This is a genomic window from Ruminiclostridium herbifermentans, from assembly GCF_005473905.2.
GTDB classification, from domain to species: domain Bacteria; phylum Bacillota; class Clostridia; order Acetivibrionales; family DSM-1351; genus Ruminiclostridium; species Ruminiclostridium herbifermentans.
Window position 1 is genome coordinate 4042755 of record NZ_CP061336.1, and the last position, 24471, is coordinate 4067225.

General features: G+C 33.7%; 19 protein-coding genes. All 19 read right to left on the minus strand.

The genetic code is table 11. The features are described from left to right. Window position 1 precedes the first annotated feature (1 nt). Entirely contained in the window at window positions 2–1099 is a 1098-nt protein-coding gene (locus EHE19_RS16455) for a hypothetical protein (protein ID WP_137699190.1), read from the minus strand. Continuing rightward, on the minus strand, window positions 1096–2118 hold the full coding sequence (locus tag EHE19_RS16460; RefSeq protein ID WP_137699191.1) for a hypothetical protein: 1023 nt from the start codon (window positions 2116–2118) through the stop codon (window positions 1096–1098). The genes EHE19_RS16455 and EHE19_RS16460 overlap by 4 nt, the downstream gene beginning before the upstream one ends. A 424-nt stretch (window positions 2119–2542) precedes the next feature. Further along, window positions 2543–2878: a hypothetical protein gene (locus EHE19_RS16465; RefSeq protein ID WP_137699192.1), complete on the minus strand. Its 336-nt coding sequence runs from the start codon at window positions 2876–2878 to the stop codon at window positions 2543–2545. Window positions 2879–3259: 381 nt separating this feature from the next. Continuing rightward, a complete protein-coding gene (locus EHE19_RS16470) occupies window positions 3260–4663 on the minus strand; it encodes a recombinase family protein (protein WP_190530372.1) in 1404 nt (467 codons plus the stop codon). Then, window positions 4599–5813 carry a recombinase family protein gene (locus EHE19_RS16475; protein ID WP_190530374.1) on the minus strand — a complete coding sequence of 405 codons (1215 nt, stop codon included), beginning with the start codon at window positions 5811–5813 and terminating at the stop codon, window positions 4599–4601. Before EHE19_RS16475 ends, EHE19_RS16470 begins: the two co-directional genes overlap by 65 nt. A 183-nt stretch (window positions 5814–5996) precedes the next feature. After that, window positions 5997–6749: an IS21-like element helper ATPase IstB gene (istB, locus tag EHE19_RS16480; protein ID WP_190530271.1), complete on the minus strand. Its 753-nt coding sequence runs from the start codon at window positions 6747–6749 to the stop codon at window positions 5997–5999. Further along, window positions 6742–8034, minus strand: a complete 1293-nt coding sequence (gene istA, locus EHE19_RS16485) for an IS21 family transposase (protein WP_190530273.1) — start codon at window positions 8032–8034, stop codon at window positions 6742–6744. Before istA ends, istB begins: the two co-directional genes overlap by 8 nt. A 988-nt stretch (window positions 8035–9022) precedes the next feature. Next, window positions 9023–10984 (minus strand): non-ribosomal peptide synthetase, encoded by a 1962-nt coding sequence (locus EHE19_RS16490; RefSeq protein WP_171003662.1) that lies wholly within the window; start codon window positions 10982–10984, stop codon window positions 9023–9025. A gap of 10 nt (window positions 10985–10994) precedes the next feature. Continuing rightward, window positions 10995–12152, minus strand: a complete 1158-nt coding sequence (locus EHE19_RS16495) for a 2-hydroxyacyl-CoA dehydratase subunit D (protein WP_137699140.1) — start codon at window positions 12150–12152, stop codon at window positions 10995–10997. Between the two features lie 20 nt (window positions 12153–12172). After that, a complete protein-coding gene (locus EHE19_RS16500; protein ID WP_137699141.1) occupies window positions 12173–13177 on the minus strand; it encodes a 2-hydroxyacyl-CoA dehydratase family protein in 1005 nt (334 codons plus the stop codon). A 2-nt stretch (window positions 13178–13179) separates the two neighbouring features. Beyond that, complete coding sequence (locus EHE19_RS16505; RefSeq protein WP_137699142.1) at window positions 13180–13971, minus strand: acyl-CoA dehydratase activase; 792 nt, start codon at window positions 13969–13971, stop codon at window positions 13180–13182. Between the two features lie 37 nt (window positions 13972–14008). Further along, window positions 14009–14968: a hypothetical protein gene (locus EHE19_RS16510; protein WP_137699143.1), complete on the minus strand. Its 960-nt coding sequence runs from the start codon at window positions 14966–14968 to the stop codon at window positions 14009–14011. Between the two features lie 20 nt (window positions 14969–14988). Continuing rightward, a complete protein-coding gene (locus EHE19_RS16515) occupies window positions 14989–16218 on the minus strand; it encodes a methyltransferase domain-containing protein (RefSeq protein WP_137699144.1) in 1230 nt (409 codons plus the stop codon). Window positions 16219–16234: 16 nt separating this feature from the next. Beyond that, the gene (locus tag EHE19_RS16520; RefSeq protein ID WP_137699145.1) at window positions 16235–17071 is read right to left on the minus strand and encodes a hypothetical protein; all 837 of its coding nucleotides are present in this window, start codon (window positions 17069–17071) and stop codon (window positions 16235–16237) included. Then, window positions 17046–18056, minus strand: coding sequence for a peptidase U32 family protein (locus EHE19_RS16525; protein ID WP_137699146.1), 1011 nt, complete (start codon window positions 18054–18056; stop codon window positions 17046–17048). Before EHE19_RS16525 ends, EHE19_RS16520 begins: the two co-directional genes overlap by 26 nt. Further along, on the minus strand, window positions 18037–18729 hold the full coding sequence (locus EHE19_RS16530) for an ABC transporter ATP-binding protein (protein ID WP_137699147.1): 693 nt from the start codon (window positions 18727–18729) through the stop codon (window positions 18037–18039). Before EHE19_RS16530 ends, EHE19_RS16525 begins: the two co-directional genes overlap by 20 nt. Window positions 18730–18738: 9 nt before the next feature. Next, a complete protein-coding gene (locus EHE19_RS16535; protein ID WP_137699148.1) occupies window positions 18739–22272 on the minus strand; it encodes an ABC transporter permease in 3534 nt (1177 codons plus the stop codon). Continuing rightward, a complete protein-coding gene (locus EHE19_RS16540; protein ID WP_171003663.1) occupies window positions 22247–23536 on the minus strand; it encodes a B12-binding domain-containing radical SAM protein in 1290 nt (429 codons plus the stop codon). Before EHE19_RS16540 ends, EHE19_RS16535 begins: the two co-directional genes overlap by 26 nt. After that, entirely contained in the window at window positions 23533–24468 is a 936-nt protein-coding gene (locus tag EHE19_RS16545) for a UbiA family prenyltransferase (protein WP_171003664.1), read from the minus strand. The genes EHE19_RS16540 and EHE19_RS16545 overlap by 4 nt, the downstream gene beginning before the upstream one ends. Window positions 24469–24471: the final 3 nt, after the last annotated feature.

The window sequence follows — 24471 nt, forward strand, 5'->3', positions numbered from 1 at the left end:
ATTAATCCCTTCTTAAATTATTTAATAGGTAATTTCTACTAATTCTGCTGTGCGGAACAAGTGATACTAAGATACTAATTAATATAATAACCGCTATCTGCAACAAAATATCAGTTTTACCTATAATTCTAACCGCATTGATAAAGAAAAATGAAATTAGTATTGATGGGCCAATAATTATCATTACATAAAAGAAATTTCTTATAAATATATCTTTAATAGTAGCCCCAAATAATATATTCACAGTATACTCTGTAATATTTTTATCAACTAAATTTAACAGATTTTTGAAAACCCCGTAACTAATAAAGATAAATGCACTAATAATAATTATTGTATAGAAATAAATATTATTTTTCTTTTCGTTATATTGTTCAGTTAAATAGTTATTGTAACTAATTGGTATTACCTTGTTTTGCTTGGTATTATTAATAGCATTAGTGATGTCCTCAACTTCTGAATCGCTTGCATCAATAAGATTTAAATTTGTTCTTATAAGCATTTTATAGAAATTCAGATCATCCCCAGTAAATAGTGTTTCAAACTTAGAGTATGGCATTATCACTAAGATACAATCATCTAATTTATTTAGATATGCTTTTCTAAAAAATGATGCTCCAAAAGGCAATTCTTCTTTTATTACAACATTTGTATTACCAATACTGAAATTCTCACCTACTTCAATATTTTTTATATTAGAACCTTTAAAAGCAGTAATTTCTGAGCTTGAAGGATAACCATAAGCCCTACCAAAAGCTCCTACTCCGATTATTATAGGGACACCTTTCAATTTTTCGGTACGAATACCATCGACAAAAGAGTACGCTCTATTATCCTTAAACATATCTCTTATAACTGTTTCATCCTTTTGATTCAACTCACCATCAGAATCGACATTATCAGAATAATATATATTAAATCCTGTAATTTTGGAGTTCATTACTTTATCATATGTTTTCTGATAGAAGAATTGATTTACAATGCCTGACATTACAACAACAAAAAAGATAATACAAAATGTCAGTTGAAAAACAAAAAAAATGATATTAGTTAAATTTTTTTTCACATCTTTCATTGCTAGTTTAGCTGCTGTTTTCATAATCTTTTACCGTCTCTTCCTATAAATACACATTTATTATAGACTACAATTATAGATAAAATATAGCTAATAATTATATTAATTAATATGCATAAAAAAATAGTGACAAGTGATAATGTCAGCTTACTCCTATTAAATACAATCGCATAAAACAAACCACCGCAAATACTTCCAACAATAATACTACTAATATAATATTTTGTGATATAACGTGTTAGGAGAAGTCTTGTACCTCCGAGCACCATGTGTACATTAATTACCTTTTTTAATTTTGATAAATTATTATTATAATTAATAAATAAATTAATATATAAGAAAAGAATTATTAATAATGAAATTACATATACGGAATTTGTGATTAATTTACTAATTATTGAAGTTAATGATGTAGTATATGTCTTATCCACTCCAACGTCATAACCACCATCATTCAATAATGGAATTATTTCATTCCTTAATATATTTTCCAATTTTACTTTGTTAGGATGATCTAAATAGCAGTAGCCACTTAATGCTGGATCATCAAAAAAATTATAAATATATTCCTTATTAATATCAAATAGCGGATATGAATTGTCATAGACACCAATTACTGGTATGATTTTCCCATTATTACTTACTATTTCGTTATTCTTCACTGATTTGTAAGTATAGGATTTGTCCCTCACTAATACCCCCTTTGAATTATGATTGAATTGATTACCACTGATTAGTTTATATGTTTCATAATAACCATTGGGATCAAATACACCTAGGCCATAACTATTAATATTTTCAGAAATCAAAAGCACTTTATTATCATTAAGCACAACTTGTAATTCCTCAAGTACTTGAGGCAAAGAGGTTCTTGAAGTTTTTTGCACATTTTCATTAATAGTAATACAAATCGTGTTAGTACTAAGTTTATATGGTGGAGTTGTGATGTTATTTAATTGTATTTTTGTATATGTAAAGCAAGTGACAAAAACTATTGTTATTATGAAATTAAAAATAAAGAACGTTGATTTTAGTTTTCGCATTTATTCTGCCTTCTTTTATTATTTTTTTATGTCAATTTTTACAAACTTTTTGATTATATAGATTATCAGTCTATGCAAATAACTGATTCTACTAACAATGTACCCAGTGATTATTGAGATAAAAGTGAAAAATTCAAGTACCTCTTACTCTTTTATCTCAGAAAAATACTTGTTCAGATTGAAATTACCAAGTACGCATTCACTGTTTCCACAGCAAGCACTTGACAATTGCAATCTGTATATAATAGTAACGTGAAAGTGATATGAATTATCTCATACGATGGATAGGCTTTACAGCCAACTGGACTCATGATCCTGTATGTCAAGAAAATTCATGTAATTATTATCAAACAGAAGCAATATATTTAACGCATAGATATACTTGAGTTTACAAATTTTAATGTACTATCATAAATTTACATATCTACTTTGCTGTAAAACCATAATTAAATTGCACTTTAGGCGCAAACGGATTTAATGTATCCGTATATGTATAAGAAACAGTAGCAATAGTATAGTCATAAGTATTTTGTGAATATAAGCGGCCAGTATCTCCACTTGCACCATTAGAATATCTTATGTAGACATTTTTATATGATGTTCCTTGGCACTGACCATAGCCATCATATATATACTGCCATCTTTCGGTATTTGTTACTAAATTGTTGCCGGATTCATACACTACTGCTGCATATGCAATTGTTGTGAGAAGAGTTGCTAAAATTACTAAAACAGAAAAACCTTTTAAAAAACGTTTCATAAATTTTCTTCCTCCAGTAAGTATTTTATTTTTTTAATAGTATATCTATGTGTTAAAATCATTTAATAACTTTTTTACATTACAAAACTTGTTTTATCTCCACTAAACACTGTCATTGCTTTACCATTATATGCCTTTTTATATTACAAAGTCAACCATTAATATAAAATTCTTACACTTTATGATTATTATTGTAAATTAAATGTGAAAAGGTGTAAAATGAAAACTAACTTCCAGTTGTGCATAAGATATCCCATCATACCGTCTTAAGACGGTGGATTTAGACCACGTGTGTAACTAAAAAAAACCGTCAACCGGAAGATACTCTTTCCCAATTGACGGTATAAACTAATATTATATAAAATCTAAAATTTGATATCTCTATTCAAAACTAATCTCACTCCCATCCAACAACCCCACACTCACCCTATCCTCATAAACCACAACCTTCTCAACCAGTTTAAAATACAATCCTGCATCAATCTGTTCTATAGACTGAGCCTCTTTAAAAATCCCAATAAACCTCTTGGCAGTAACTCTCTCCAAAATGTCTTTGCTGTCAATCTTCTTTTGCCACTTTGCCATATAGAAATCTATATTTTTGACTATCTCATTAAACGCATAAACAAATGCCTCATATAAGATTCCATCATTAATATGCCTGTTTCCGCACCCTATTGTTCCTTTTACCTTGTATTTATTGTTACACTGCCAAATGGTTCTTTTTAATCTTTCATCTGTCGAGTTCCACACCTTCCTGCCAAATGTACTGTCGCAGCATCCACATATAACTCTCCCTGCAAACGGGTTATTGTTATTAGCATAGTCATATTTTTGAAGTCCATGCTTTTTTGCAAATATCAGCCGTCTCTCCATTTCAAACTGAACGGCTTCCCATGTATCATTGTCAATAATTGCAGGATGGCTTTCTTCAACATAATACTGTGGTATTTCACCTTTGTTCTCAACCCTTTTCTTAGAAAGAAAATCAACGGTATATGTCTTTTGAAGCAAAGCATCTCCTTTAAATTTCTCATTGCTCAGCATTTTCCTTATACTGCCCTCATACCATTTTGCTTTTCCATTCCAATTGAATACTCCGTCCCTCTCAAGCTCCCGCGCTATCCTGTTCGGGCCTTTTCCATCAAGATAATCGGTAAATATTCTTCTAACTACTTTTGCTTGTTTTTCGTCTATTACAAGGTTGCCATTTTCGTCTTTATCATACCCCATAAATTTTGTATGATTGACTATAACTTTACCCTGTTCAAACCGCCTTCTAATGCCCCATGTGCTGTTTCGACTTATGGAAAAACTTTCCTCCTGTGCTAAACTGGCTAAAATGGAAATTAGTACCTCCCCTTTTGAATCCAATGTCCGTATATTTTCCTTCTCAAAAATAACCTCTACGCCAAGCTCCTTGAGTACTCTTACATAGTTCAAGCAATCTAAAGTGTTCCTCGCAAACCTCGATATTGATTTAGTTATAATCACATCAATTTTTCCTGCTTTGCAGTCGTTAATCATCCTGTTAAACTGCTCACGCTTTTTTGTGTTAGTTCCTGTGATACCCTCATCGGCATAGATACCAGCAAATTGATAGTCAGAATGGTTACATATATATGTAGTATAATATTGTACCTGTGCCTCATAGCTTGATAGCTGTTCTAATTGGTCTGTTGATACACGGCAGTAAGCCGCCATTCTCTTTTTTTGCGGTTCAGCATTCTGTGCCGTATTTGTTCTGTTTGCCCTTGCTGGTATAACTGTAATGCTTCTTGCCATTTTGGATTTCCTCCTTCACAATGGTTGGTTCCGTTATATTAAGACTGCCTATAATCTCATCATCGATTACTGTTCCGTCACAGGCATCTTTACCATTTTTAACATAGTTGCTGCATTGCCATACTATCTTTTTACAGGAGTGTTTACTGTTCCATGTTCTACGTCTCAATGGTGAACCGCATTTGCTGCAGAAAAGAACTCCTGAAAGTGGATAACGGTTAAGGCATTTTATTGAGCCTATTGAGTTTCCTTTTGCTTCAGCACGTTTTTGCATTTCAAGCTGCACTCTCTCCCATTCTTCCTTTGTAACTATTGGTGAATGGTTATCTTCTATGTAATAGCTATCAACCTGACCTCTGTTTATTTTCCTTAGCTTAGTTAAGTAGCTTGGAGTATAGGTTTTTTGAAGCATTACATCCCCTTTATACTTTTCATTTCTTAGAATAGTCCTAACAGTTGCTTCATTCCATTTTGAGCCTGTAACTGTTGGAATATCCTCTGAATTAAGCAGTTTTACTATTTTAAATATCCCATTACCTTCTAAATACTTCTTATATATTCTTTTTACAACCTCAGCCTCTTTGGGGTTTATTATTAAATCTCCATATTCGTCCTTATCGTATCCAAGAAACCTATTAGCGTTTATAACCAGTTCACCTTTTTCGAACTTTTTGTGATACCTCCACTTTATATTTTCACTTACACTTCTGCTTTCTTCCTCCGCAAATGAAGAGAGGACGGTAAGCATCAGCTCACAGTCCCCAGATAATGTCGATATATTTTCTTTTTCAAATTTTACCTCAACACCTATTTCTTTTAATTCCCTTACATATTTTAGTACTACCACTGTATTTCTTGCAAACCTTGATATGGATTTTGTTATGATTAAGTCTATTTTTCCTTCTCTACAAAGCTTTAGCATTCGTTGAAACTCAGGTCTATCATCTTTTGTTCCAGTTATTCCTTTGTCTGCAAATATTCCTACAAATTCGTACTCAGTATTTGATGAGATTAAGTTATTATAGTAGGTTACTTGGTTTTCCAAGGATTCACCCTGCTTGTAGCCATCGGTGGATACCCTCGCATAAGCACAGACCCTCTTTTTCTGTTGTTCAGCTTTTGCAGCAGGCTCTATTTTTATTACACGCACTTAATTTGCTCCCTTCTATCAATTTAGTACTATACATCACTCTTCTAGGGAATAAAGTCAAGTTAATAGAATTAGCTTCAAGAAACATCCAACATAAAAAGAGGCTGGACACATTCGCCCAAACCTCTTATGTATAAACTGTCAAGGAAAAATGTATAAAAAGTATTAAATAATTATGTACAACTATTCTCCTTGCTTCATATGATCCTTTAATCTGTATGACTTTCCAGATATAGATATTACATGTGCATGGTGCAATACCCTGTCAAGTATTGCATTGGCTACAACTGCGTCATAGAATACACCATCCCATTCGTTGAAATTCATGTTTGTTGTAAGAATGGTACTTTTTCTCTCATATCTCATATCTATAAGCTGAAAAAACATATTAGAATCTTCTTTATCAATGGGTAAGTAGCCAAGTTCATCAATGATAAGTAGTCTGTAATGGCAGAAGTGTCTGAGTCTTACATCAAGTCTGTTTTCCAGTTTTGCTTTCTTTAGTTGCTGCAATAAATCATGACATTTGATAAAATATGTGCTAGTACGTTTCTTTGCTGCAGCTATTCCTATTGATGTTGCCAGATGAGTCTTTCCAACACCACTTGGACCAAGAAATACTATATTCTCATTTCTTTCAAGAAAACCAAGCGTGCAAAGTTCTTGTATTTCTTGCTGATTTACTGACGGCTGAAAATTGAAATCATAATCTTTCAATTCCTTTACAAAAGGAAATGCTGCTGCTTTAATCATAGATCTAGATGCTTTGGCCTCCTTAAAATCAACTTCGTAATTACTAAGTCTCAGTAGTCCTTCTGTAAACGAAAGATTGTTGGATGTCACAAAATTAGATATTTCATCAAGATGAATTACCATTTGCCCAAGACCAAGAATTTCCATGTTCCGGCATAGCTGGTTGTATGTACTGTTATTCATAACTATATACTTCTCCTATAACCTGTAAGTTTTCTTTTGCCCGCTCATTTATATTTTCTTCCTTAAATGCATGCGATTTTCTTGCTATAGCAGTATAGTGTTCTGTAAAATAATTTAGTTTCTTTTTACTAAGGGTATGGATAGTTATTAATTCCATGTTATAATAAACATGTATGTAACCATCATACACTTGTAAAGTAAGAGTTTTTCCAATGTATTCTGGTGGTACAGAATACTGGCATTCATTATGGTTGAACATGCTGGATGAATTTACTTTTACTTTATGTGGAGTTATTTGATAAGGCTTTCTTATGGTATCGGCTGGTAAGCTTCCTAAGAAAGCTTTTTCCTTGTTGAAATACATTAATGGAATACGACCTGTACCTTGATTTACCTGCATGTTTACTCTGTTATTTATTCGTGTGACCAACTCATTAAGTTCCTTGTAATCAAGTTTTCCATTGTAGGCTCTTATCTCATCAAGTAGTTTCATTGGTGCTTCTACTTTGGCTTTTGTTCTTGGTCTTCCTGCAATACAAGGGTGCACCTTAAAACCATAATCATCCGCAAACTGCTTAAATTTTATATTTATTTTCCCTTCTGTATACTCTGTTCTTGGCTCATCCATAACTGTTTTCATATTATCGGTGACAATCTCACTTGGAACACCTCCAAACGTGTTAAACGCATCATCAAGGAATGAAAATAATATGTCCTGTGTTTTTGATAGAGATACCCTGTATACTCTAAAACGTGAGTATGACAGCAATAATACAAATATGTTTACTTCTATTATTTCACCTGTTGAAAGAGTAAATCGTATAGACTCTTTCCAGTCTAGTTGTGCTTGTTGACCCATTCCTGTTTCATAACGTATGGTTACGTTATTTGCGTTTGAAGGTCTGCTTTTTTTGAAATATGAGTCTAGTTCAGGATATTTTCTTAGATAGTAGCAGAAATTCACATAAGACCCTTCATAAGAATGATTGTCTACTAGGTATTGCCATAAAACTCTTCTGTAATAAAATATCTGCTGGCTGTTATCAGATAGAAGCTCTGCGATAATGTCATAGTAAGCAGTGATACAATTCACGCATTCTCTGGATTTGGCCTTATGAAAGCCATTAATGTATTTATCAACTGTACGCCTATCGACATCAAGTTCCCTTGCGATCTGGCTTTTATTAACCTTCAATGTTGTGTCCTCCATAAATGGTTTTAACTTATAAAGATCCTTGACAGTTTGAATATTTAAATCTGTTATGATACTACTTTTGATAATCATTAGGGTACCTCCTTTTGTACCCTGTAATCATACCATTTGTACATTTTTATTTAATATTATTTGTACATTATTAATTATAACTTTATAGTAAGCACTCTCCACGTTTTCAGACATAAACACAAGTACCCATACTTTGTATCAAAGTATGGGTACTTGTGTAGTGAGGGCGAAGAGTCGTTTTCACTGTTTTCAATAAACAAATACGCAAAATCCCTTTCCTATTTGCGTATCGAGTACCATTTTGCGTAAAAGTGCGACCCCCCTACACCAAAAACCATCAAAAAAGTGTGTCTACGGAAACATAAAACACACAACAAAAAAGGGGCTTATCGCCCCGAACCTTTGATATCAAGCTACTTCCGTTCTATCGACACGACTGACTCAACGTGTGTTGAGACAGGGAAATGATAGAAATACGCAAAATTATTTTGATTTAAAAGGGGGTCGCTTTAGGGGGTCGAAAACGACCCCCTCTCCAAAGCCACATAAAAACAACGATAGAGAAACCTAGCTGCAAACTTAAATTCTGTCTTGCTATGTTTATAAGTAATATTAGCTATTGCACTTTTGAGAATCAGCCAAACCTTACCGATTATTTTATTATCTATACCTTCTATTAACTTTTCACTTGTTACACGATGGCGAAGTGTGCTTAAATCAATGTTTCAAAGTTTCGAAGCTTCTAAAAAAGTAAATACTTGAGTAAGAATATGTGAGTTGTTGTAAAGTATTACCACAGAATTTATTTTTGCACCAGAACCCTTTTTACATCCCCACTTTGACACCCTCTCCTGAAGATATATTAAAACCCCATTTCCATGAAATGATCCATATATCTGCCATCGCTGTTCATTAAATTCATAAAATAGTATAAGAGGAGATATCACACTCTCCTCTTAATAATATCTCATTATTAACATAAGCAATGTTGGCTTGCCAACTTACGTTGCTCAGTCAACTTCTTAGCTAATATTTAAGAGTACTTTTCTTAAATCCCATTTGCAGTTGATTTTTCCACTAATAATTCTTTAATTTTATTTGATATATCCCCAACTGATGGATTTTCGTATAAACCCCTGAGTTCAAAAAGAATACCGAAATAGTCTTCAATTTCCACAGCAATCTGCATAGCCGTCAGTGATTGTACATCCAGTTCAAAGATATTATCTGATAACATGACATTTTCAATCTTCAGTACCGACTTAATAATTTCTATTAATTTTTCACTGACATCAATTCCATTATACTGTTCATCCGATTCATTTTTTTTATCTGTTGATATTAAATTTGTTTTGGCAATAATTTCATTAAATTCCCCGTTTAAATATCTATTCTTTAAAACTATACGACCAACCTTGCCAACTCCTGTTCTTGGTAACTCTTTTAAAGGAATTACATATTTAATATCCAGTCCTATCTTAGATTTAACTGAATACTTAATTCCTGATATCAATTCACTCAATCTTTGCTGTTCATTGCCTTCATTCTGGATAAATAATATAACATCATCCTCTAATGTATCTTTATTTATAATACCGCAGGCTGCTATGTTTCCAACCAGTGAATGATCTACCTTTTCTATCACTGACTCAATATCAAACAGATAGTAATTGACCATATTCACGATTATCATTTCCTTTGCACGCCCTGTAATGATAACCTCCTCATTTTGAATAAATCCGACATCTCCAGTTTTATACCAGTCATCCGCAGAAAATGCATCATTTACAGGCAGATAATACCCGGGGGTAACATTAGGGCCACTAACCTGAATATGACCTACTTTTCCCTCCGCTAAAATATTATCTTCGTTATCACAGATTCTTACTTTGCAACGTTTGGGTGGAGTACCAAGTCCAACGAAGGTAATTCCTTCCTGCAGATTTTCTTTTATATCTGAACCAATAGACAGGCTACCTCTGTCCAAACAATACGAATTAATTACTTTTTCTTGGGATACACAGGCCACAACCATTGCCTCTGTCACTCCATATACCGGACTAATCATACATTTCTTAATCCCATAATCTTTAAAAAATAAAAGGAACGAATCAAACAACGAAGAGGACAATAGTTCGCCTCCAATTGTAATTACCTTGATATGCGATAGATCCCAACCATTATTTTCATTCTTATCAACCTTTGACATTAAATATTTCATACCAAAATTGGCAGTTAATAATATAGTCGCTCTGTGTTCGCATATTTTATTAAGCCAAATCTTTGGTGATCTAATGTACACCATTTTGTCCATTAAGTATTGCGGTGTTGATGTCATTATCGGAAATAGATGGCAGAAAACGATTCCAACCATATGGGTTAATGGCATCCAATGTAATGAAACATCACTTGAATCAACATTGAATTTCTCGATTAAATCTTCATTTGTCACTAAAATATTTCTATGTGTCGTTTTCACACCTTTAGGTTCGCCGGTTGATCCGGATGAAAACATAATAAGAGCAATATCATCCAAGCCAGCATCGTATATAATCCCCTTTTGAATCCCTTGATCAATTTCATCATAAAGTATAACTTGCCCATGATCAAATTTGCAATCCATCCCATAAACTACATTTTCTTCAAATCTTTTAATAGTCTTAAAAACACCATCTGTAGTCAGTACATATGGCTGTTCTAATAAATTATAAACCCTAAATAATCTTGCAATTTGTTCATCAGTAATTCCAACTGACAACGGAACCGGGATAATCCCCCCTAAAATACATGCCCACAATGAATAAATATATTTTTCCAAATCTTCAATTTGGAGTATCACTTTATCTCCTGGCTTTATCCCTTTGCTTTGCAGTACATGTAGCGAACATGCAGCCTTTTCAAACAAATTATTATAAGATACAAATTTTTCACTATTCTCATTTAAAATAAAAGTAATTCCCACATCATCTGACTTATTGGTGTTTAGCATATCAATTAAACTCTTAAACATATTCATCCTCCTAAGAAATCATTTCCACAAAGGCCTCCAGCCTGGTTATTAGTTGCGCCCTATTATAGCTCCGTTTATCTATACAGTCTCCACTCAGTTCTATTATAGGAATACCCTTTTCATTTAAATATTTCTTTAAAATATTAAATTTTGAATTAAAGAACCTGCAATTCATATGAGAAAAAAATACAACACCATCCACATCATAATCATTAGCTAATTTCACTAAGTTCTCAGCCCGCAATCTCGCATCGCTTATAAAGGAAGTATTTAGCGTTCTTTTAGCTAGTCCTAAAAAAGGATTATCCGTGGATATTTCTACCTCTGGCAATATATTGAATTCCTCTATTACGATCATTGCTCCTAGCTCTTTTTCAATGTATTCATAAAATTTATCATCATAGTTGATCCCCATGTTGCACCACAGAATTTTACATTTTAAATTTACCTTTCTCTCTCCAGATTGAGCATACCTACTACATGTTTCATAATATTCACGGGCCACCTGTAAAGCACCTTCTGTCCCAAACATCATGACAAGATTGACAAATTTGAGCATTGGACCACCATAAATCAATCCTGGATATTCTTTTCTGATACTATTAGCCTTTCTAAAATAGTTTGACGCTGCATTGGAAAGTTTAATAGTTTCTATTAATTTCGAATATTTCACGCCTTCGGATGAGAGTTTACATAGCTTTTCAAATGTCTCTTCATATTGTTTCTCAACATACAATACTGCATCCTCTGTTCTTTCATATGGTAAGTCAACAGCATAAAAAGGTATTTGATGCTCATTGGATATAACAAAAAAATCATTAACTACTTCCTGACATGCATTTAAACCTATAAAGGCATTTGGCAATTCGACCAAGTTATTGTGAATGGCCGACAGAGCTAAGCGATGAAAACTACAACTCCCCGTATCATAAAATATACTATTTGCCTTATCAAACCCTTTTTCATTTAATAGTGTTGGGGGAAGCAATCCAATCATTGACTCTACAATGACCGGCATAAGCCCTGCGCCTAAAATTAATTCTTGCGGAAATCCTATATCCTTAAAAATAATTTTTCCTTGGTTCTTGGCCATATCACGATAAAACCTATATTGAAATTTAATTAAGCTGAAATAAAAATCTTCGTAATATTGTTCATTAATATCCATCTAATATCTCTCCCACCTCATTATAAGCACTCTAGAAAGGCTTGAATTCTTGTACGAACCTGCGCCGAACAATTGCTTGAAAAAGAATCATTTAATACTAAGAATGGTATGTTTCTTTTCTTTGCCAAATTAGCTAGAAGTATCACTCCATATGACTGAGTTGGGCAGAACTTAATAGTCGAAAATATAATGCCTTTAATACTATATCTGGCAAGTTTATTTTCAAATGACTGTAGCCATCCTGGATTCCAATTACACGTCAGATTTTCCTGTTGATTAAAATCTGACATTTCAGACCGATTACTAAAATTGGTGTTATCTAATTCATTGTTCTCGAAATTATCATATAAAACTACTTTACCTCCGAACTCATTAATCACATCAATAATATCCAAAGGGGTAATGTGCATCCCACATAATAGAATTTCGGCACCCTGTCCATTTATTGGCTTTCGCTCAACAATTTTTTTCAATTCCACATCTAACTCAAAAGGCTCTGATGTTTGCATCTCAAGAACTTCAATGTCTGATAAAGCCAATGAGATTGAGTTCTTTACAATATGATCAATCATTTTCCTTTTTTGCTTAAGATCATTTACTAAATTAATTCTATTAAATTCCAATACTTGATGAGTAACTGATATATTAAATTCTACCTCCAAAAATTTTATTAGTCTGGATATCTCATTGCAGTAATTTTTCGAAGCATGTCTGGAACTGGTTTTTGCTGTATTAAACATAAATAGTTTCTTATGTGGCATATACTCGCGTAAATACTCATACAAAGCTATCATTGCATGACACCTATTCTCAAGAATATATCCATCATGGTCACTATCTTCTATAAATAATTCTAAACAATTCATTGCATATGAGCACATGTATGTAGGAAAATGAATTTTGGAATTACTTGACACCTGACCATTGCAATTTATTTTTGTGAGTTTTATACCGCATGTGCGGAATATTTCATAGGGTAAATTATTCCCGCATAAATAACCCATATTTATATCACGTTGTCTCACTTTTAATAAATCTCCCCTTTTTCCCCATATTCTTCTAAGGCAATAAGAGCGGCTCCAAGCGCACCGACTATTTGAGGCTCTGGAGGCACATAGACCTTTTGACCAATTTGTTTTTCTAGTTTATAAACCAAACCTTTATTTTTGGCTACTCCACCAGTCATAACAACAATATGATCTATCTTTGCTTTTTCTAACAGTGCAATGGTTCTGCAACATACAGAATTATGAATCCCATCAATAATGTCTTCGATAGTATTTTCCTCAGCTATCTTAGATATAACTTCAGACTCTGCAAATACTGTACAGACACTGCTTAGCTTAACCTCTTTCGTAGCGTGTGCTGACAGTTCCCCCATCTGGTCAATACGAACATCAAGAATTCTTGCCATGGCCTCAAGAAACCTTCCGGTACCAGCAGCACACTTTTCATTCATTATGAAGTCTTCAACTCTTCCATGTTCATTCACTTTTATTACCTTGCTGTCTTGTCCACCAATATCTAAAATTGTTCGTGCTTGTGGATAGAAGTGTATTGCACCCTTGGCATGACATGATATTTCAGTGACATTTTTATCGGTTTCATTCACATTTTTTCTTCCATATCCGGTACTCACAAGATAAGTTATATCAGACTCCGAAAGATTGTTCTTTTCACATAATGAGCTTACTGCTTTTTGGGCGGATTCTTTATGATTCGGACTTGTTGGAATTATCTCATAACATATTATTTCTTTTTCACTATTAATAAAAACAACATTGGTAGAACTGGAGCCAATATCAATTCCTGCAAACATATAATCCTCCTCAAATATACAATCTACTAAACTGTATTTAGATATGTGCTACTAATCTAGCTATAGCTAAGGTTAATGTAGGCGATGACATCTTTTTTTGTCCGAAATCCCAGCCTTTATAACCTGTATATTGTGATTCCGGGATAAAAGAGCCATCCTCGTTTTGTTTTTCCAATATTATATTTAACATTTCATTGTAAGCCGCCTGTTGCTTTGCATATTCAAATTTACTTAATACTTGAACAACATGAATGATATCATACCAGTGATTAGGGTATTTCAACTTTTTAAAATCGGTTCCCATTCCAAACATATATATCTTTCGTTCCTTTGTATTTATCCAATGATTACAAATTGAATCAATAGCATTTTTCACAAATTCTTCATTGTGATATTCTGATAACAATGAAAAAACTTGTAAAGACCACAGTGATCCCACTGGGCAATAATCTGTTTTTCTCCCCGGGCCACGGAATTTATTGACAGAGCCAGAACATCTCCATCCATTATCCTCTGCTTTTGAAATCAAAAATTGAATCCCTTTCTTTACCCGTTCATCCTCTTTATATCCTAATGCTATTAGAAAATGGATTAGCAGAGGAAAATCACACATTAACCAGTCCATATGCGGCTCTTTTGCACCTCCATACGATTCTGGAACATGTAATAAGGATAGGAACACACCCTCTTCATTTTGGTTTTCAAAGATTTTATTTGCCAGATCCTGAAGCACCTTATCTGAACGATCCAATCCCATTTCTAGTAAAAGGTGTGCTTTGTGAATAGGATGATTTACGTCATTATGTCTGACCAATGGTGGCTCTGGCCACTGTTCAACAATTTCTACGGTCTTTTTTACTTCATCACATTCTAGTAACCGCTTTTTCTTTTCCTTTGCAACATTCTCATCCTGTTCAAGAAATTTACTGATACCATATTCTACCCATGGTTCATTCTGCCTCTTTAAATACTCCATACAATCATACTTTAATTTCATAGCTATCTCCTTCTAAAATTTTATTTGTAAGCCTCAAGAATGTAATAAGTCTTTTTCTTCTCTACCAACTCGAAAGAAAAACCTTTCTTCTTAAGTAGTTCCTTTACTTCCTGCACATTCATATAGTGATCATCAAAGATAGATTCCATTATACTGATTCGCCCCAGAGGTTTCAATATTCTTGCTATTTCATTTATGCTTTCATCCAAATTAACAATCTCGCCAAGAACTAGGTTAATGCAGATCAGATCAACAGAATTATCTGATAAATCAATCCTACTACAATCTCCCTTTAGATATCTGATATTATTCAAATTCTTCTTTTCAGCTCTACTTTTAGTTATCTGAAGCATTTTTTCTCTGATATCCATAGCAATCACAGTTCCATTAATATTCTCTGCCAAAGGTAAAGAATAATATCCTGGTCCACAGCCTAAATCCAAAACTACATGATTTTCAATTTCCTTATCTATATTTAAACAATCAATATACTTTTGGGTTGAAAACAATATATATCGTAAGGGCTGCAGTAATACATGCGGCGGAGCCGTTGATGGTATTATTTTAACCTTATCTGCATCTGATTTTATTTTTCCCACAATGATAAAGTTTAAAATAACAGTGACTACAACGGCAACTCCAAGAAATAGGTAATCATACTTTAAAAAAGGTATTAAAATGACGATTAAAAACACAAATACAATTCCTCCGAAGATTGGTCCAGCATCCCTCTGCAGACCACGCTTCCAATTGGCTTTGCCCTGGACTGGAATTGCAAGAACTTTGCCACGATATGGGAATAGTCTCGGCACCCTTTTTTTATATGTATCGTAAAATTCATTACATATAGTCATCAAGTATTTCTCTTCTACATAGATTTGATGCAAATGTACTGCTATAGTCGGTAAAACAGCGATAAGTACAACCTGCCACGAACCAAAAATCAAACTAAACCCAAGAGTAAGGATAATTGCACTAAAATACATTGGGTTTCTGCAATATCGGTAAGGTCCATTTGTAATAATACCATTAGTTGCTATAGGTTCAACAGAATTGATATTTTCCCAGTTATACATAGCTGTCCATATCCTTAAAGTTATACCGATAAACATGACCGCTGTACCTATTCCCAGCATTGGCTTACTAAACCTTTTGTTCTCATCTAAAACAAAATACAAAAGTCCTATAGCCACTGGGATAACACCCATTAATACCCGATATTTATATAATAAAAGATGTATTCTTTTCATTAAATTTCCTCCAGAATTACTTGATGTATTCTTTTATCCAATTATGACTATCAATTAAACTAAAATTCTCATTATTTAATTCTTGAATATCTTCCTCCTTAAATGGTATTGCTGCTAATATTGCATTTCCATCCAAAAATAGTTCTTCTGTTACTTCGTGATACAAATGGTATTTCTTATTCTTACAAATTAGTCCACAGCTAGTACCCTCTTTGCAAATGATCCTTTTCGCGTGACAATTTCTGGTCAATGCGACCATTACATTACTTTTATGGATATAAATTCGCATACCCTCTTTTTGTAATTTCCTGATTAGTGGAAATGTCTCAGGGATATAATCGAATTCAACTCCATAAATATCATTACTTTTTAAAAATTTTAGAGTTAATTTGTAATTCAAATTTGATAAATGAAATAATTTCTTATCTGCAAAATTTGAAATTATATTATCCTTCCCCATGACTGAAGGCATGGCAGGCCTGGCTCTCATTGGTACTGAGATGGTCTGCCGGCCTAATATTACCCTTAAGTTCTTTAAAGATAGTGATTTTTTGATTTGGCTGATACCAAAATCATTCGCAATGATATAAACCGGCAAATCATATGCATTTATCTTACATAACTGCTCCTTTACCAAATTTATTTCATAATCATTCAGTCGCGGATATATGAAAGATAATCTTTTTCCATACTTTTGAGTTAATTTTTTCGCTGCATCCAACTGTTCATCCGATAAGCACTTTTTGAAACAAAATTCATCCCCAAATCGTATTTCAGAAGTTTCTTGTGGAATTTGAATGCTCTCAATATCCTTTAGATCATAACAATCAATACACTGTGCTAACTGATTCATCTATACCCCCTCTTTCATAAAAACATTTCTTCAGCTGACAGACCCCTTGAAGTTCCGGAGTAGTCCGCTTTAGATTTTCTAAATACTTCTCATAGCCTTTTATATCTTTACTTTCCAAAAGCTTAATTAGAGCTGCATACTCCCTTGGAACCCGCTCTTGATATTCTACTGGCTGGCATCTACCTTCAATTTTTAAGACAGAAACATTCGTTTTTAAAAGATCAGGCAGATAACATAATGAACAGAACGGAAAGCAATTCAAACAGTTGTGATTCATTTTTTCACCACTTTTCCAATCCTCCATTTGAAAAGTGAACATACAGGGATTACGAATACCAATTGAAACAAATGACTTGTCGTTATCCAATTTCCATAGTGGATCATCCGGGAATTCAACACTTTGTGCTTTATAAGAATGGGACAAATAACAATTCCCATTAACGTTTGAGCACCCCTGACCATGAATAAACGCTTCTATTTCTATATTGTATGGATTATTTGTCAAGCAAGATAATTCTTTTAATGTGGTATCTGGCGGAGCAACAACTCTTGTTACATTGAACTGTGAATAAAAGCTAATAGCTTTCTGATTTCTGACTGTAGCAAAACTTCCGATATGTATTGGCGTCTTCACTTTCATCTGTTCTAATAATAAAATCAAACCTAAGTCAGATACTACAAAACTATCTACCTCTGCCTTTACCGCCTGTCTTATATGCGGTTTTGCTAGAAACTCCAAAATATCAGCCATAAATGGTAGATTAAGCAAAAAGTTTACCTTACTATCTCTGGCATGGGCATATTCTGTAACTTTTGCTAACTCAGCAAAGTCTACAAGGCTACCATAGCTTGGTCTGCCATTAAAAGTAACATGCTTAATTCCTTTTAAGCGCACGCCACAATAAATTTCATCCGCTCCAGCATCAATTGTCTTCCTGGCTGCCTCGAATGAACTTGCTGGGGCATTAATACCCACATGTTTCATCTAAAATCACACTCCCATCTTCAATTTTAATAATCCTACTGGCCTTTTTAACCAGATTCATATTATGTGTAATATAAATGACAGTCTTACCATCTTCCTCATGAATCCGTTGTAAGGTATCAAATACAAACGCTGACATCTTGCTATCCAAACTCCCAGTTGGTTCATCCGCCAAAATAATATCAGGTTCATTAACCAAAGCCCTGATAATCGCTACTCTTTGCTGCTCTCCCCCGGATAATTGGCTGGGGTATTTGTTTAACTGATTTTTCAATCCATACTTATAAAACAATTGAATCACTTTCTCTTTTTTAGGTAAATCAATTCCTGATTCACTAACAAGAAGAGGTAGCAATGCATTATCTAAGGCAGATAAGGTAGGTATTAAGCGAAACTGTTGAAATATAAACCCTATCACTTCATTACGAAGTTTTGATTTTTCGTTATAATCCATACTCAAAATATTCTTGTCCTTAATTTCTAATTGCCCAAAGGTAGGGGTATCTAGGGTTCCCAACATGTTAAATAAAGTTGTTTTACCCGCTCCACTGGGACCAACAATGGCAATTAATTCGCCTTTCTCAATTTCTAATGATACATCCTTGATACCAAAAAATTCAGCTTCTGAATTCTGATTATAAACTTTTGATAGGTTTCGTGCTTTAATAATCATCTATCCACCTCATCTCAACACCTCAATTGGTTCTTTTTTCAGTGTTTTTTTAATTGGTACTACTCCAAAGAATAAAACAATTGCTAGCCCTAAGAAAAGAGATAGACTTAATATAAAGGCAAAATTAGGTACCGTTAATATTTGTGCAATATATTGTGTAATCAATACCACCAATAAGCCTCCGACAAAGCCTGCAATCCCACCCATAATCCCAAGGCATGCCAGCTCTAAAATTAAAGTTTTTATAATTATCTTATATGGAGCTCCTACCGCCATCATAATTCCTATTTCCTGACGTCGCTCCGTTATATTTACAATGACCATATTCATAATACCAATTCCGCTTACCAGCAGGCAGAAGACTCCTATGAATGATATAATTAGATCAAATTGATAGAGTATTTCTGAAACTGTGCTTTGTAGCTTTTCAGTATATACAGTGCTAAAAATTCGATTTGGATATTTATCTTTCAAAATGTTGTTGATTTTTTCATCCGTTGCTTTTGTTTCATTTTTATCAATTACCTTCACTTCGATTACATCATAATAATCTTTACTCACAAATTTATTGGCCATCTCCAGCGGAAGGTAAATCACAATATTTGGTGTCACAATGGATTCTATTCTTCCTGACATCCCATCTGTCTCTTGAAAAACTCCTTTTGTATTGACTTCGAGGTTACCAATTTTTAATGTATCGCCAACTTCTATTGTGTCGGAAAAAGCCTTTGTACTTATATCATATCCAACATTTGCTGTCAGGCCGTCCCCCTTTTCCAACACACTTCCTTTGTCAATTTTTAATGGTGTCATCTGATTGAATGTGTCAAGTTCCACAAACTGAATAAAGCAATTTGTACTCTCACCCTTAAAAGTAACTGTCGTCTCATAATTCATAACCGGGCAAACACTTTTAACATTTTCAATTTTTTTAAGTTCATCCACCACATCATCGTCCAGACGTAGCGATGCTGATTTCTCAAATGTCTGCGCTGGCGGAGAAACACTGATATCTACCTTTTCTGGCAGTACAATAATTCTACCTGCTCCAAAGCTTTCAAAGTCCTTTCTTAACTTTTGGTCAAACGCATGTCCTAATGATATGGAACCAGCAGTGGCAGAGATTCCAATCACAATTCCTATAAAAGTCAGAATTGTACGGGTTCTGTTTCTTCCTAAATTCTTAAAAGCAAATTTAATCAACTGCTTATTCGTATTTTTGAATATTACGAACGAACAAATACACAGCAGCACTATAATAGCAATAATAATTATTGTTGAAGTGGAAAAATTGACATTGCTTTCCTTGATTAAAGAAACTTGATAACTATCACTTATTTTTCTCTCTTCTCCTCTCGCTGTATATGTGGATACAATTTTTATATTTTTCTTATTTTCTTTTTCACTTGAGAAAGAAAGGCTTTTAGATATTCTTTCTTCTCCTTTTAGAGTATTAAAATCATAAGTCACTATAATATCATTATTACTCTCATCATATACTGTTACAATTACATCCTCTAATTCATCTTTGCTATCATTATATAAACCTAATAAAAATCTATTTATCCCAATTTCTTCAAAATCGATATTTAGAACACCTTTTTTTATTGAGCTCATTGCATCTTCAGCAACATCTTCATAGGAGAATTTATCTATCATTAAATAAGTTTCCCAATCCGTTCTAATCTCTCCATTTTCAGCAGGTGTATTAATATCAATACCCTTAATTTTTGCGTAATCAGAAAGAGCTGCTAATGAAAAATAATGAGGATAATAAGGATTCTTATATGGATTCAGACCAAGAACGGTATAATATGGATGTTCCCAGCCTCCATACTCCTCCTGATTTTGAATTAGATACTGTACCCCCTGTTCAATTTGCTTCATGTATTTATCTGAATCTACTTTCATTAATGCCATAATAGCCCAAGCAGTCTGTTCTGGAGTACTGGGTCCCATCTCTGTAAAAGTAATTCCATTCTTTTCACTCCACCATGCAAAATGTTCTCCCCAGCCGCCATCATTATTCTGCTGAGCAATAATCCAATCTGCCGCCTTTACAACGAATTCATCGGTCATATCATATCCTATGTCTGATAAACCTTGTAGGATACAGGACGTGCCATACAAGTAACACAGTCCCCATCTTCCATACCAGGCTCCCTGATCATTTTGATCCTTCTTAATATATTCGATGCACTTTTGAATAACCTTATTATCTACAGTGTAACCACAGGAAGCCAGCGCGGTCAGTACATGTCCTGTAATATCGGCTACGCTTGGATCCTCTGTTGACTCTGTCGGGTCTTTATAATCCTTATCGCCATCAAACCTCTCAAAGGTTCCCCACCCTCCATCATCATTCTGCATATATAATAGCCATTCTTTCCCTTTTTCTATAGCCATTCTTTTCCTATATTCAGTAGAATACGATGTAAAACGCAAATCATTTAATGCTGTGATGACTAATGCGGTATCATCGTTGTCAGGATAGAGTATATTATATTCATTGTATGACCAGCCACCTGAAGGGACATTTGACCAATTGTAGCCCCCTCCTTGAGTCTGAGCATTCATAATCCAAGTTGCTGCCTTTAGCAGGCTCTCAGCCGAAGAATCTATATTTGATTTTCGTAAAGCACTAATAGCAAACGATGTATCCCATACACTTAATACAAATCTTTTTTGATACCCATCAGGATCTCTGTTACTGTTAATCCACGCCATGCCTTTACTAATTCGTGGTGCATGTTTTACACTGTCTATTTCATACAATGCAATCATATTAAGGCAAGTACCTAAAAGAGTATACCAGCACCCATCTTCCAATTGGTGTGATACCATCCATTGCTCAGCTAAATTTAACTCTTGTGCCTTGATATGTAGATTTTCTCTTTTTTGATACTCTTTGATTACACTCATGGCAATACCAGCCTCTCGTCCCCATGCCATACTGGAATATGGACTGTGCTCATCGGTATTATCTAAGTACAATATTGACAGGTCTGGGAAGAATATTTCTGACTGCGGACTTACCCAAGGTTCTTCGTAAAGGTCAAAAAGTGAATAGAATGTTTTACAGAAGATATCTGTGTTTTTTAATCCGCCATTATTTTCAACAAAGACAGCACTTCTTTTTAACTCTTCACACCCATCATATACACCATTTACAATCAACGCTAATCTAACTATAGCAGTTATAGAAACATCTGACTTTCCACCTTCATCAAAAAATCCCCAGCCTCCATCTTCATTGATATGCTCCAAAAGCCATGTTGCTGATGTTTGTAAATCTTTTTCCATATCTTTTATCTGTAAATACTTAGCAGTTACCATAAAATACGCGGTTTCCCTAGGATTAATCCTAATTCCAGCCTGCCATAATCCCCGTTCTGTCTGAAGAGACATCAAATAATTTCCGGCCTTTACAATAGAGTCTTCTAACTGTTCCTCTGTAACAGAAACTGCGTTCACAGTAACAGGATTAGCAAGTAATAGTATAAAGATAATAATAAGACTAATTGAAACTACTTTCTTGAACAATCTTTTTCAACTCCTTTACTACATTTATCTGCGAAAGATTTAAAATAATATTCAAAGAACTAGGATTCGCTAAAATACGCAGAACAATATTCTTCCATGAATAAAATTTCTTCATCGCATAATACTGCCCCTGTTGTAATTCCATAGGTTTCATATTATGAGGTGTAAAGACTACATGAGCAGCGTCGTAGTTCTTCCATTGATAGTCGAAAATCCTATTTTCCAAACTATACTTTTCATAAAGGGGGGTTCCTGGATATGGAACCAAAATTCCAAAGTTAGCCACATCTAATTTTGCCTTTCTTGCAAATTCAAGCGTTTTGTCAAATATTTCGGTATTATCATTTTCAAAACCAAAAATAAATGCACCATGAACTATGATTTTCTTTTTTCTAATCTTATTAATTTGCTCAATAAAAGAAGATGTCTTGTTGACATTTTTACGATTGGAAATCAGGTTATTTTCATCAATGGATTCAAATCCAATAAATAGTCCAATACAACCACTTTTTTTTGCCAAATCCAGTAATTCATCATCATTTGCAATGCTAATGGAACATTGACTAAACCATTTTATTCTTAGAGGAATAAGCGCCTTAAAAAATTCTTTTGCAAATTCTCTATTTCCCACAATGTTATCATCAACAAATACAATTACCGGCATTCCACCCTTCGGAAAACTTCTGATTTCCTCAATTATTTTAGCAATTTCTCTTGTTCTGTAAGCAGATCCATATATTTTCTTAACCAAACAAAATTCGCATGAATTGGGACATCCTCTGCTCATTAATACTGTTTTTGTTACCAAATAACCCCTTTTACTAAAAATTTCTCTTGGAATTCGCGGGATTTTCAAGGGATTCATTTCTGTCTGAGCTTTATAAACTGATTTATAACTTCCCTCTTCAAAATCTTTAAGAAACTCACCCCAAGTTACTTCACTTTCGCCAATGAAAATAACATCTGCATAAGTAAGGCACTCTTCAGGCATAACCGTTGGATGCATTCCTCCTATTACTATTAAGGCACCAGTTTTTCGATATTGTTTTGCTATTTCAAATGCAGCCTGTGCAGCTGGTGTGGATACTGTAATTGCAACAATATCCCACCCTTCTAAAATATCGACTGGTTCAATATTGCCATCTATAAACTTTATTTCATAATGGTTAGGAGTTAAGCCAGCTAATATGCCGATTCCAAGAGGTGGAGCCAAATACTTGCTAGCCATTTTTCCTATTGGTGGTGCAATAAACAATAATCTCATTTTACCCATCTCTCAAATATCAATAATAACGTGGCTACTCCATTCCCCATAAGCCATACTGGAGTATGAATACTTTTCTTTAGTTTCATTAACTTATTTTCATCTTTCAATAATGTTGGTTCTGATATTCTATAAATTCGAATAAAATCAAAGATTACAAAAGAATAAAATATCAATCCAGTAATAAAAAACACCATTTTGAAAGAAGAATTATGCGATATGTAAAAAAACCAGTAAAACAACATCGCTGCATTTGAAACAATTCCTATTATGGTAGCAATCAAAATTGTTTTTCGTCGGCCGAATGTAACACATGGATTCATTACATTTGCCTCCTTATCCTCTTCATAATCACTTATCTCGTCCATAAAGAACATTGGAACCATCTGAATACTGAAAATAATAATAGTGATAACAGCCAGCTTATGAAAGCTACCAGCTATTAATAAATAAGAAAATAACATCGGAATTAAATATAAAACTAATGCCAAGGTAATCGGATTCATTACTGTCCGGGACTTGAAATTAAATGGTTTCATTGAATAAGCATACGCAAAGAACAGACCTAACAACCACAAAATTACCAGCATTGGCTGCTTACGAATTACCAACATTCCTATGGTTAGTACCGAAACAATCAATGTCTCTATAATGATCATCCATTTTACTTTTTTTACACCAAAGTAATCGATTGAATCCGAAATATATGATTTAAATTTTTTGTCCGCATTATAATCACTTATATTATTAATTTGAGAACCTATAAAATGTGCACCATACCATATCAGTAAACTCATAATGACATTGAACACATACTGTGAAGAAATTGGGATAAATAGTAATGCTAATAATGCTGGAATTCCCGTTTCATTAATTGCGGATGGCATGTACTCCCACCTGACTAAAATAAAAAAACTTTTGATTGTTTTCATCTC

Coding starts and splice junctions, on each gene's coding strand:
- EHE19_RS16455 (WP_137699190.1), bottom strand. CDS start 1,099: ATGAAAACAGCAGCTAAACTAGCAATGAAAGATGTGAAAAAAAATTTA.
- EHE19_RS16460 (WP_137699191.1), bottom strand. CDS start 2,118: ATGCGAAAACTAAAATCAACGTTCTTTATTTTTAATTTCATAATAACA.
- EHE19_RS16465 (WP_137699192.1), bottom strand. CDS start 2,878: ATGAAACGTTTTTTAAAAGGTTTTTCTGTTTTAGTAATTTTAGCAACT.
- EHE19_RS16470 (WP_190530372.1), bottom strand. CDS start 4,663: ATGGCAAGAAGCATTACAGTTATACCAGCAAGGGCAAACAGAACAAAT.
- istB (WP_190530271.1), bottom strand. CDS start 6,749: ATGAATAACAGTACATACAACCAGCTATGCCGGAACATGGAAATTCTT.
- istA (WP_190530273.1), bottom strand. CDS start 8,034: ATGATTATCAAAAGTAGTATCATAACAGATTTAAATATTCAAACTGTC.
- EHE19_RS16490 (WP_171003662.1), bottom strand. CDS start 10,984: ATGTTTAAGAGTTTAATTGATATGCTAAACACCAATAAGTCAGATGAT.
- EHE19_RS16495 (WP_137699140.1), bottom strand. CDS start 12,152: ATGGATATTAATGAACAATATTACGAAGATTTTTATTTCAGCTTAATT.
- EHE19_RS16505 (WP_137699142.1), bottom strand. CDS start 13,971: ATGTTTGCAGGAATTGATATTGGCTCCAGTTCTACCAATGTTGTTTTT.
- EHE19_RS16510 (WP_137699143.1), bottom strand. CDS start 14,968: ATGAAATTAAAGTATGATTGTATGGAGTATTTAAAGAGGCAGAATGAA.
- EHE19_RS16515 (WP_137699144.1), bottom strand. CDS start 16,218: ATGAAAAGAATACATCTTTTATTATATAAATATCGGGTATTAATGGGT.
- EHE19_RS16520 (WP_137699145.1), bottom strand. CDS start 17,071: ATGAATCAGTTAGCACAGTGTATTGATTGTTATGATCTAAAGGATATT.
- EHE19_RS16525 (WP_137699146.1), bottom strand. CDS start 18,056: ATGAAACATGTGGGTATTAATGCCCCAGCAAGTTCATTCGAGGCAGCC.
- EHE19_RS16530 (WP_137699147.1), bottom strand. CDS start 18,729: ATGATTATTAAAGCACGAAACCTATCAAAAGTTTATAATCAGAATTCA.
- EHE19_RS16540 (WP_171003663.1), bottom strand. CDS start 23,536: ATGAGATTATTGTTTATTGCACCACCAATAGGAAAAATGGCTAGCAAG.
- EHE19_RS16545 (WP_171003664.1), bottom strand. CDS start 24,468: ATGAAAACAATCAAAAGTTTTTTTATTTTAGTCAGGTGGGAGTACATG.